At 55.1% G+C, this 11,267-nt stretch carries 12 protein-coding genes; 4 read left to right on the top strand and 8 right to left on the bottom strand.

Annotated features, from left to right (window positions below; translation table 11 throughout):
• From RMSM_RS21985 to RMSM_RS21950, 8 genes are all read right to left on the bottom strand, one after another.
• Nucleotides 1–1,075: dipeptidase (locus RMSM_RS21985; protein WP_008701514.1), on the bottom strand; the 1,075-nt coding region annotated here is incomplete at its 3' end.
• A gap of 35 nt (nucleotides 1,076–1,110) precedes the next feature.
• Nucleotides 1,111–2,472 (bottom strand): MFS transporter, encoded by a 1,362-nt coding sequence (locus RMSM_RS21980; protein ID WP_008701513.1) that lies wholly within the window; start codon nucleotides 2,470–2,472, stop codon nucleotides 1,111–1,113.
• Nucleotides 2,473–2,643: 171 nt separating this feature from the next.
• The gene (locus tag RMSM_RS21975) at nucleotides 2,644–3,258 is read right to left on the bottom strand and encodes a class I SAM-dependent methyltransferase (RefSeq protein ID WP_008701511.1); all 615 of its coding nucleotides are present in this window, start codon (nucleotides 3,256–3,258) and stop codon (nucleotides 2,644–2,646) included.
• A 63-nt stretch (nucleotides 3,259–3,321) separates the two neighbouring features.
• Nucleotides 3,322–3,558, bottom strand: a complete 237-nt coding sequence (locus tag RMSM_RS21970; protein ID WP_008701510.1) for an RNA 2'-phosphotransferase — start codon at nucleotides 3,556–3,558, stop codon at nucleotides 3,322–3,324.
• A gap of 48 nt (nucleotides 3,559–3,606) precedes the next feature.
• The gene (locus RMSM_RS21965) at nucleotides 3,607–4,239 is read right to left on the bottom strand and encodes a TVP38/TMEM64 family protein (protein WP_008701509.1); all 633 of its coding nucleotides are present in this window, start codon (nucleotides 4,237–4,239) and stop codon (nucleotides 3,607–3,609) included.
• Entirely contained in the window at nucleotides 4,232–4,705 is a 474-nt protein-coding gene (locus tag RMSM_RS21960; RefSeq protein ID WP_008701507.1) for a pyridoxamine 5'-phosphate oxidase family protein, read from the bottom strand. The genes RMSM_RS21965 and RMSM_RS21960 overlap by 8 nt, the downstream gene beginning before the upstream one ends.
• A gap of 18 nt (nucleotides 4,706–4,723) precedes the next feature.
• Nucleotides 4,724–6,460, bottom strand: a complete 1,737-nt coding sequence (locus tag RMSM_RS21955) for a tetratricopeptide repeat protein (RefSeq protein WP_040768847.1) — start codon at nucleotides 6,458–6,460, stop codon at nucleotides 4,724–4,726.
• Between the two features lie 145 nt (nucleotides 6,461–6,605).
• The gene (locus RMSM_RS21950; protein WP_008701503.1) at nucleotides 6,606–6,992 is read right to left on the bottom strand and encodes a group II truncated hemoglobin; all 387 of its coding nucleotides are present in this window, start codon (nucleotides 6,990–6,992) and stop codon (nucleotides 6,606–6,608) included.
• Nucleotides 6,993–7,113: 121 nt separating this feature from the next.
• Between RMSM_RS21950 and RMSM_RS21945 the strand changes: the two genes are divergently transcribed.
• From RMSM_RS21945 to RMSM_RS21930, 4 genes are all read left to right on the top strand, one after another.
• Complete coding sequence (locus tag RMSM_RS21945; RefSeq protein WP_052031750.1) at nucleotides 7,114–8,118, top strand: SMP-30/gluconolactonase/LRE family protein; 1,005 nt, start codon at nucleotides 7,114–7,116, stop codon at nucleotides 8,116–8,118.
• A 295-nt stretch (nucleotides 8,119–8,413) separates the two neighbouring features.
• On the top strand, nucleotides 8,414–9,370 hold the full coding sequence (gene ylqF / locus RMSM_RS21940) for a ribosome biogenesis GTPase YlqF (RefSeq protein WP_040768845.1): 957 nt from the start codon (nucleotides 8,414–8,416) through the stop codon (nucleotides 9,368–9,370).
• A 34-nt stretch (nucleotides 9,371–9,404) separates the two neighbouring features.
• Entirely contained in the window at nucleotides 9,405–10,118 is a 714-nt protein-coding gene (locus RMSM_RS21935; protein WP_008701495.1) for a hypothetical protein, read from the top strand.
• Between the two features lie 91 nt (nucleotides 10,119–10,209).
• Nucleotides 10,210–11,172 (top strand): hypothetical protein, encoded by a 963-nt coding sequence (locus RMSM_RS21930; RefSeq protein ID WP_008701493.1) that lies wholly within the window; start codon nucleotides 10,210–10,212, stop codon nucleotides 11,170–11,172.
• Nucleotides 11,173–11,267 lie beyond the last annotated feature (95 nt).

Here is an 11,267-nt window from a genome sequence, read left to right as displayed (position 1 = left end):
GAGCACGACGCAGTACCCGCAGGAAATTGCCGTGGAAGATGGCCGAAACATCGTCGTCACTGTAGCCCCGTTTGGCCAGGATCGACTCGAGCGATTGCAGATCTGCGATCGTATCAAGATCGCTCGGGGATTGTTCGCGGCCAAAGGCTCCATCCAAATCGCTGCCGATACCGCAATGTTTTGCGTTTCCTGCCAACTGGCAGATGTGGTCGATGTGATCCGCAATGTGCTGCATCGTGACGCCAATCGATTCGGGAGTCGATTGGCCGCGGACGAAACCTGGGACGACCATCCACACGTCAAAGGCGGCGCCAAGCACTCCATCACGATCGATCATCGCTTTGATTTGTTCGTCACTGAATTGACGCACATCATCGACGAGGGCACGGCAATTTTGATGACTTGCCCATACCGGTCCATCGTAGATCTCGATCGCTTGCCAAAAACAAGCTTCGTTTAGATGGGTCACATCGAGGATCATGCCGAGTTGATCCATTTTGCGCACGAGTTCGATTCCGCAAGCCGGAAATTCGCCTTGCATGTCATGGCCCATCGCATAGCGTCCGGTCCCGTAGTGTGCAGGACCGAGTGCACGCAGCCCGTATTGCCATGCTTGGTCAAGGTGGTCGAGCGTCACGATGGAATCAGAGCCTTCGAGACTTAATATGTAACCGATCGGTTCGTTTCGCTCTGCGGCGGCGATGGGGTCGGTCCAGCGATGCAAGTGCGATTCGAGTCCTTCGCGATCAGTGATTTGCACCATTTCACCAAGCCGCTGCATCTCGCGATACCAGGCCAATTGGCCTTGCGTCATCGCCCAGGCTTGCGACGGCGACTCCCAATTGGCAACAAACGACCGTGGTTTCATACAGCCACCGATTTGAGTCGCCACGCATAACCCGATGCCGCCGCGACGCATCTCGGGCAACGAAACGGTGCCAGCGGCTTGGCCATTTAACCGAGCCGGCAGCGGTCGCTCGGTTTCGCGAATCTTTGCCACCGTTTGCCGCAGATCGCGGTTCCATTCCAGAGCGTTCAAACTGAGGTCAAGATGCGCATCAAAAATCATTTTCATGTTGGGTTACTTTCTGTGGCTGCAGTGGATGCTCATTAACGGATTGATGGCGTGGTGGGTTGGCGGATGCGTTTCGTTGCATCGGTGCCAAGAATGGCAAGTCCAGCAAGCATATACATACCCGCACAGGTGAGAAAAACTAGCGATTGCCCTCCGCTGGAAACGCCGTCGATCGATCGCCCTATCGTCATCAGTCTCGGCACTGCGATCGCGCTGGCGGCGGCACCGAAGTTACCCCACATGTTGCCCCAGCCAAACACGGCGGCGGTGTTACGTCCACCGATGTCTTGCATGAAGGCCCATACCGTTGGGTTGCCGATGTCCGTCATTAGCGAGACCATCGCGCAACATGCGACGATCATCCAAACCGAATCAAAGCTCGAACATCCAACGTAAGCAAGTGATGCGAGGAAACAGGTCGCACTTAGCGGCGCAATCCGTCCCCAGCGATGTCCCAGCGAGCGGACAGCGCGATTGCCCAGCCAACCGCCGATCAATTGCCCGGGAATCGCGATCGCCAACACTCCGGTCACCATCAAGGATCCCAAGAACGATTCGACTCCTTTTTCTTCTTTTAGATAGGTCGGTAGCCACGTGATTAAGAATGCCCAGCCGAACACCAAACAGAATTGAGCCATCGAATTGAGCCATAGCGAACGACTTTTGATAATCGCTGCTAACATCGGCAAGATGTCGCTGGCATCGGGTTTGGCCTCAGCCGTATCGAGGTCGCCGATCAATTCGATTTCGTCTGCGTTGACTCGCGGATGATCTTCGGGGCGGTTGCGGACAACGATCCAGTACGCCGCCGCGGCGAGAATCCCCACGACGCTGTAGAGATACAGCACGTATCGCCAACTGCTGAGTTGCAGGATCAGCAGGGTGGTTAGAAACGGGGCGAGTGTTCCGCCCAATCGTCCCCCCATCGAAACAAAGGAACTGGCCATGGCCCGGTTGCGAAAGTGGAACCAGCGGCGAATCACGCCACTGCTAGTCGGATACGCACCGGCTTGGACAACGCCAAACGCCAACCGTGCCACCAACAGTCCACCGAGCGTGCCGGCCATTCCCGATAATCCCGTCAGCAGGGACCAAGCAAGTATATAGAATGTCAACATCGCTCGGCCGCCAAACCGATCGCTGGCCCACCCCGAGGGAACTTGGAACAGGGCATAAGCAAAAAAGAAAGCGCCGAGCACCTCGCCAATTTCTTCTTTACTGGCGTCCGGGAAATCGCCAAGGAAGGAATTGCTTTTGACGATTTCCCCCAAACAAACGCGGTCCAAATACAGCATGAATGCCATCATCACGCTGACCGCGACGACTCGCATGCGAACGCGACTGGCGGTGTGCTGCGGATTGGAATCGTTATCGCGCAGCGAGCAAAGGTCTGGCATGATGAACAGTCATAGGCGAGTAGGTAGCAGATTGTTCAGGTGGGGATGGAAATAGCATAACGGATCTCGAGCTGTAATGGGGACGCCGGACCGGCATGTTGTCAAATCCGACACAGCGAGGGTGCCACTTCGAGCCTATTGTCATTTGCCGCGACTTGATCCGGCCTACGCCTACGGCTTGCGGAACAACTTCATGCCTGCACGTTCGTTGTAGGTCAACAACATTGCGCCAGGGGCGGCACAGGTATCGACCAGCGTTTTATAGAATTCATGCTCGCCTGGCCATGGGAACGCAAAGAACAAATCGAATTCGTTAAATGCGATGCCGATGGCCTCGTAAGCATCATTACCGCCGGTTGCGATGTGATCGGCCTCGCGTGACGATGCCAATGATCCCGCCATCGAACTTGGTACAAAGTTGCCGCAATAGAATTGGGCGTTGATCCCAAGGTCTGCTGCCAGTCGATTGGAGTGGGCGACTAGATCGGGTTCAATTTCGATTCCGACCGCGGTCATGCCTTGCATCGCGGCCAGCATTGCGGCAGCTCCGAAGCCGCTGCCGAGTTCGCAAAAACGTTTTCCGGAGGCCATGTGTTGCTGTTTAATCCAGTCCAAACACTGGCTCAGCCACTGGAAATCGCAAGGCACAAAGGTTTCGATCACTGCTGAATCGGCCAACATGAACGCTTCGATACGATCATGCGTCTGGTCGATCAAATCGATCTGACGAGGGGAAAGCGGATTCGCTTTGATTGATTTGGGAATGGCGATGGGGTCGAGCGTCACAGGAGCCTTGTCGGGTTGCAGTGCCAGAGAGACGGACTCGAAAACGGCATCACGAAAACGGGCTCAAACCGCGCGAATGCGAAGCCGATCGTCGCTCAACGCAAACCGCTGCTCTTCACTCTCGGCGACGACCTGGTAAACCTGTTCCGTCGTGATCGATTTGCCGCTGGCGTTTGCACTTTTGACCAGCTCTTCGATGTTCACGTAACCATACGGATCGAGGCTTATTCCGATTGCCTCGGGGTGGTGCTTCAGCACGAAGCTTAGATATTTGCTGATTTTGGTAAGTCGTTTATTCATCGACGAAAGTTTAACCGAAGAATTTTGTTCGTCTATGCCATCACCGACTCATTGAGGCAGGTACCTTTTTGCCGCGGCGGCGACCAGCACAGGAACGGCGACCGATACCCCTAAGGCAAGTGGCAGCCATTGATGTCGTTCGGCAAAATCGCCAAAGATCGAATACGCGATCGCAATGCCAAGATTGCTGAACACCACCGCCGGCAAAAAACGTCGCCACGATAATTGGTGGATGCCGGCAATCAACACGCTCGCTTCGGCAAACACCGGGACCGCCCGCGTGATGATCAACACGTAGGGACCATATCGATCGCTGATCGTTTGCATCCGCTGCAGATCCTCGCCGCGGCTGAACCACAGGGCAAACGGTTTTCCCCATCGCCGGGTCAAGGCGAATCCGATGGCGGCGCCCAAATTCATACCGATCCACGTCGCGATCGTTCCACGCCACCAACCGAGTTGCCAACCGCTCAGCGTGCTGACCACGCTCGACGGAATCGGCAACAGGATATCGGTGGCCAACAGCCCAATGATCAACGCCGCAGTGGCGGTCATCGACGGAGGATCCTCGGCCACGCCTCGCAACCAATCTTCGATTCGGCCTCCGAAAAGCAGAAAGGGCAATACCGGAACAAGCAGGACAACACACATCAGTGGCAGCGTGCGAAATAGTTCACGCATCGGCTGCCGGACTTGTTTTAGGATCAATATCGACGTCGTGATACTCGATCGCCCATTCCCGCATAAAGCGAACTTGGTTGGGATCGACGCGATAGATAATCAATTCTGGATTGTCGATGTTGCCGAGGTATTGTCGCAGCAGTGGATTGTCGTTCCAAATCGATTCCAAAGTGGTTCGGTCACTGAGGATCGTGGCCACGCCCGTGATCCGGACTTGATCATGCGTGTCACTGAGATAACAAAGTTCGACCTTCGGATTCGCAGCAATCTCTTGGGTTTTGTGGTAGCCACGCAAATTCGCGATATAGACCGTAAAGTCCTCGGTGCGAACCGGCGACACCGGTCGCAGTCGCGGTTGATCACCGTCGATGGTTGCCAGGTAGGGGAATCGATCGTGTTGGATCACATCCAGGGCAAGTCCCCGGATTTCGCCTGCGGGAATCGGTTTCGGATGGGGTTTACTCATGCCCAATATTCCTTGTCATCATTCTGCGTCTTGCGAAACGGTTCTTACATCAGGCACGCACAAACAAGTGGCTCCGATGCGGATGTCGGCATCGCTCCAGGCGGCACGGAATCGTTCATCAATTTTTTTTGCGGCCGCGGTGTCGCCTTTCGCTTTTAGACATTTCGCCAATCCGTACAGCGACCATCCATTTTCGGGCCACTGCGAAAGATCTTTACGGTAGACCTGTTCGGCTTCGTCCCATCGCTCCGCAGCGACCAAGACGGCGCCGAGCGAATGGCGGACCGGTTGAATCCACTCGGGCGGTTCCATGTAAAGAAGATCCGTTTCAGCGGCGACACCCTTTTTTAGCTCCGCTACCGCGGTGTCGATATCCCCTTTCTGGAACGCGATTTCGCCCGCCAAAGTATGCTCACCGACTTTCAAGATATCGTGGGCCGCGTTGATTGCCCCTTTGGCATCTTGATCCACTGCGGCGACGGCATCGCGGAAAAGTTGTTGTTCTTCTTCCGCGGCTGTTAGGTCTTGCTTGGCCGCCAACGCAGTGGCCCGAGCAAACCGCCACATCGCGGTCGTGATCGGCAATTGGTCATGCGGAGCGGGCATCGAGAGCAACCGATCCCATTGGCCAAACCGGACCATCACTTGGTACTCAATCGCCATGAATGGATCCGCTAATTCCGGTGACTGATTCAGAAACTCAGCGGGAACAGATGCGAGCATTTGTTGTGCTGCTTCGATCGCACGATCCTGACGTCCCTGCATCATGCAAACAAAAGATAGAAAGTGAGGATTGTGGAGCATGTAGATGGAGTAAAATTTTTGGTGCGGCGAAGCTTGGCGGTAAACGTGGTCGACCTTCATCGACATCTCGTTTTGCTCTGCTGCTTGAGACCACTTGCCCGTACGCACGTCGATATGAGCGGGCATGTGTACCATGTGCCCCGAGCCTGGCATCAGCGTCCGCAGTCGATCGGCTGCCGCCATGGCTCGTTCAGGCTGGGGCGATGCTTCTACCGCATGAATATACAAATGGTTTGCGCCGGGGTGATTGGGGAGTGCTGTCATCACGTTTTCAAGTAACGTCAACACCTGGTTCGTTTCCGGCCGTGCTTCGCCCTCGTCGGACCACAGGTCCCAGGGGCGTAAATTCATCAATGATTCGGCGTACAGTACCGCGACATCATGATCGTCCGGAAATTGCTGGTGGACTCGCTGCATGGCATCCGCATAGTCCTTGTTCAGCGTCTCTCGTTCGGCGATGTTTTCCTCCGTATCGCCACGGTAACGCTTTGCCAAGGCATCGATCAACGCACGTTCGACCGGCGTGCCTAGCTTGCGGCTGGTTTGTGCTTTTTCGATCGCCTGCCAAGCCGCGATCGAATGAGGTTCGTCCATCGGGGGACGGTTGATATGAGGTCCATTGCAAAGTGCGATTCCCCACCAAGCCATGCCGCAATCGGGGTCGTGCCGAGCTGCCTCTTGGAAGGAACGAATGGCCTCGTCATGATTAAACGCATAAGCGAGATTCAGCCCTTGGTCAAAATAGCGCTGAGCCACTGCTGAATCGGTCGTTACATCGCGCTGATGGACCGTGATCCCGACCAGCAAAGGAGCCTGTGCTCCGGCAGGTGTCTTGTCGCTGATCGAACCGGGCGAGGAGGATGGGCTCTCTGATTTCGCGACATTGGACAGGACATTTGTGCTGGCAAAGAGCACCACAAGCAATACACCGAGAAAGTGAGAGTGAGACATCGTTCGATCCTCCTCAAAAAGTGTCGCGGGGCGATATTCTTATATTCTAGAACTCCGCCGCCTCCCCATCAAATGTGGGATAGGCTTCCAGCCTGTCATCTCGCACAATCGCGTCCTCAAGCAATAGAAGTCGGTCCGACATTGCCTATCCCACTTGGTTTCGCATGTGATCGGCGGTGCGCTGGAATGTCATCTTCAGATGATCGGCAAGCGGTTTGTGCTCGACCCGTTCGTCGATTGCTTGCGTCATGCACAGCATCCATTGATCTCGTTCGCTATCACCGATCGGAAACGGCAGGTGTCTCGCTCGCAACATCGGATGTCCATATTGCTGGATGTACAGCGAGGGCCCGCCCCAAAACCCTGACAAAAATTTGAACAACTTGTCACGCGATTCGCTCAAATCCGAGGGGTGCATGTCACGTATTGGGCGTGCCTCTGGTAATTCGGACATCAAATCATAGAAACGGTCGACCAAGCCGCGAACCGCCTCTTCGCCGCCCAGCATGCTGTAAATTGTGTCTTCATCCATCGTGTCGGTTCATCCTCGCTTGATCCAATTCGGTTGCTTCGCCATCGTTTTGACTTGCATTGTCATTAGCGACAATGAATCATGACATCCATCTCCCCACTCGCCAATGGAACTGAAATCCATGCCTGCCCTCCGCCTCGGACATTCTCACACGCACTGGGTCTTGTTGTGCTCGCTTCTTGCGGGATTGCCGTTCGTCTCGGCCGTTGCGGCGGACGATCCCGTCTTTCTTAGTCAACCAGAAATGTTGCAAGACCACGGTGCAGGCGAAGGCCCGGTTTGGCATCCACGATTGGGGTTGCTGACCAGCGGCGAAGGGAACATTAATCGTCGTGATCTTGCCGGCCAAAGTTCGGTGTTCCGAGCCGACGCCGGATCGAACGGTCTGCTGTTCGATCGACAAGGCCGGCTGGTCATTTGCGATAATCAGCGACGCCAGGTCCAACGAATCGAGGCGGATGGAACGCTTCGTGTATTGGCGGATTCCTACCAAGGAAGTCGATTCAATCAGCCCAATGACCTGACGATCGACTCCAAAAAACGCATCTATTTCACTGATCCGCAATACGGGGATCGCAGCGGGATGGAAATGTTGGACGACGAGGGACAAAAAGTCGAAGGAGTGTACCGGATTGATCCCGATGGCCGTGTGACTCGCATCATCGCTCACGAAGTCGATCGTCCCAATGGGTTGATCGTAACGCCTGATGACCAATTCCTATATGTGGCGGACAACAACAATGAACTCGGGGGGGCCCGCAAGCTTTGGCGGTTTGACTTGAACGCCGATGGGACACTCGATCTGAAAACCCAGACGTTGATCTATGATTGGGGAACGACGCGGGGGCCCGACGGGATGAAGCTGGACCAGCAAGGCCGACTCTATGTGGCGGCAGGATTGAACAAACCGCGGCCACCGGCTCAAACCGCGGATCGCCCGACGGCAGGCATTTACGTTTTTTCGCCCGCGGGTGAAAAAATCGATTTTCTCTCGATTCCCCGCGACGAAACCACCAACTGTGCCTTCGGGGGGAAAGACGGCAAGACGCTGTTCGTGACTGCGGGAGGAACGTTGTGGAGCGTTCGCACCGCGGTTCCCGGCTATCAACTGTTCGGCGGACGATAGGCTCGCGCACTCGACCTAAACTCGGGAAAACCCGCAGAACGGCGGGAACATTGCGTCGAGGGGGTTACCAGGATGATCGCCACCGGTGAAACTGGGAGAAGAAGACTTCTGGTCGAGCATATTGACCGTAGCGAAGGCCGCATTGGCCGTAGCGAAAGTCGCCAAGACTTTCGGTCTCCCGACACCTGCCGAAACGACGCGGGCCGAATCGCTTGGCTTGTTTTCGCTAAGGTGACGGTTGCTGATGACAGGCTGGAAGCCTATCCCACATTTCCTTGTTAGTGACGATTCCCTTATGTCCATTCAGTGGTTTCCGGGCCATATGCACAAAGCCCGGCTCGAAATTCAATCGGTGCTCCCCAAAGTCGACGTGGTCATCGAGGTGCTTGATGCGCGGATTCCGTACTCGAGCGAGAATCCGATGCTGGCCGAATTGCGTGGCGATAAACCTTGTCTAAAGGTGTTGGCCAAGAGCGACCTTGCCGACGATGCGATGACCGACGTCTGGATCTCGCATTTCGAAGAATCTGAGGGCGTCCGCGCCCACGCGGTCACGACCGAAGACGTACCGACGATCCGGCGTTTGAAACACATCGTTGCCAAAATGGTACCGCACCGCGCTGGCAAAACGATCACCGCGATGATCGTCGGCATTCCCAATGTCGGAAAATCAACGATCATTAATTTTTTGGCGAACCGAAAGATTGCGAAAACGGGGAACACGCCTGCGGTCACTCAGCAGCAACAACGTGTCAACATTGGCGACAGCGTCGCTCTGTTGGATACACCGGGTGTGCTGTGGCCGAACGTGCACAATGTCAACAGCGGTTACCGGTTGGGCTTGGTCGGTTCGATCAAAGACACCGCGATGGATTATGCCGACATCGGTTTCTTTGGAGCTCGCTACTTGGCCGCGAATTATCCCGAACGGTTGATGCAGCGTTACGATTTAGATTCCGTGCCTGGCACCGATTTGGAACTGATCGAAGCGATTGGTCGCCGCCGAGGATGTCTCGGAAAAAACAATATGGTGGATATCGATCGTGCCTCGCGGATTCTGGTGAATGATATCCGTGGCGGTGAACTCGGACGTTTGACTCTCGAGACACCCGAATTGATGCGGCGTGAACAAGTGCAAACGGCAAAGGTGATCGCCGAGAAAGAAGAAGCATCCAAAGAAAAAGATGCGAAACGGAAAAAGCGATTTCGCGATAAACAGCGTGCCCAACGCAAATCCCGCGAGATGAGATGAACTGAGTGACCCGGTCTTTTTCAACAGCCCCAACATGATTCCCGATCTTTCCGACAAAACTAACGCCCTGGTCCTGTCGTACATGGGCATTCGACGCGCGATTGGCGTCAGCGGATTTTTGTTGCCGATCGTGCTCGGTCCCGTCGGTTGGCTGTTCTTTGGAATCGACTTTCAAGACAACATCAGCAGCTATTATCACACCGGTCTGCGTGATGTTTTCGTGGGCACAATGTGCTCGATCGGTGTCTTCCTGTTCTGCTATCGGGGATATGACCGGATTGAAAGCTGGACGGCCAATCTTGGCTGCGTTTCCGCGTTGGGCGTGGCATTGTTTCCATTGGACCCGAACTCCGATCCGCTGTATCAGAGGTCATTGGTCGGGTACTTGCACTCGATCAGCGGCGGGGTGTTCTTCTTGACGCTGGCTACTTATTCGCTGTTTCATTTTCCTAGTTCCAAATCGACCAATCGCGAAATGGAACCTCATGAAAGCGAACGGAATTTTGTTTACCGGTCCAGCGGTTTGGTGATCTTGTTGAGCATGGCGGCGATGGGGGCTTATCTGTTCCTCATTTCGCCCGAGTGGAAGCGGACGCTAAACGAATACAATTTTTTGTTTTGGATGGAATGGATCGCGGTTTGGGCATTCGCTTCGGCGTGGCTAACCAAGGGGCGAACCATCATTGCGGATATCGCCGTGGACCTGATGGCGATCCCTCACCAGTTGTTAATCAAACGCGGAAAGTAAATTGATTTGGCGTCCGATACGCGTTGTTCGGTTAAGATAGAGCAGCGAAACCTGTCGCGTTATCGAATTTTTTAAACCGGAGTCCTCGCCGATGCCCCTGCCTCTCGATCGTCGCCAATTTGCGGTGGGAAGTGCCGCGATTCTGAGCGGAACGCTAATGTCCGGTGACCAAGTTTGCGAGGCTGACGAACCGAGTCTTCAGCAGAAGCGGTTGGTGTTGTTAGGGCTCAATGCGTTGGCAAGAGCTCCGGAGATGAACTATTTCGCCGACGGACATCGCGGTGCCGCGATGATCTCGGCACACATGATGTGTGTGGACAATGATCTCGACGATGCGGCCGCCACTCGGATTGTCCAGTTGTTTGATCGGAACTGGGCGCCGACAAAGCTGTGTAAACCGTTTGCCCAGCGCGATCCTGTGCCCGACGCGGCCGAACAAGTAGGTAAGGCGCTTGCCGAAAACAGCGGGGTGCTTCGCGAGGTGGGTCACGATGCAATTTTTGCAATGCACGCGATCAAGGCGTTTCGCATGCTGCCCGAAGCGGCGACACGCCAACGAGTCGATGGCGTGTGCAACCTGATTCGAGCGATCAAGCCATGGCGGGATGTCGAACCCGACGATGGAATCGATCCGCCGCCGTTTACCGATTCGGCCGCTGCGTCAAAATTTGTCTTGCAGGAAGCAAGTGATGCTATCGATCGTTTTGTCGGATTTGGACAAGGGTTTGCCGGACACATGTTGACGTTCGGCCAGTCGTTAATCGAAATGGCTGCGATGGGGGATGCCGAATGGGCCGAAAGTTGTCGCATCGCGTTTCGAAAATACGTGACGGTGACGCGGCAGGGGCCCGATTCAACAAGCCGCAAAATTGCCGATCACAAGCCCAGCGAACTGCGTCCCAAGGACGCCCGCTACTGGCAGCAGCGAGGTGATAAGACGCTCGGTATCGGCCACGTCTTTAAATATCCCTACGCGTACTATGATCTGCTGGCCCGAGCCAACGATCCGCTGCTGGCCAAAAAACTCGATGCCAAAGCCTATCACTTGTTTTAGGTTAGAGTGTCAGGGGACCCCACCGGGACTTTGGCATGGTACGGCATGTCGCAAATCGTTAAACGGCTGACGCATATTGTCCTCGACACAAGCCG

Source organism: Rhodopirellula maiorica SM1, from assembly GCF_000346295.1.
GTDB lineage: Bacteria > Planctomycetota > Planctomycetia > Pirellulales > Pirellulaceae > Novipirellula > Novipirellula maiorica.
The sequence above is the reverse complement of the archived record's forward strand: the minus strand, read 5'-3'. Positions and strand labels throughout refer to the sequence as shown.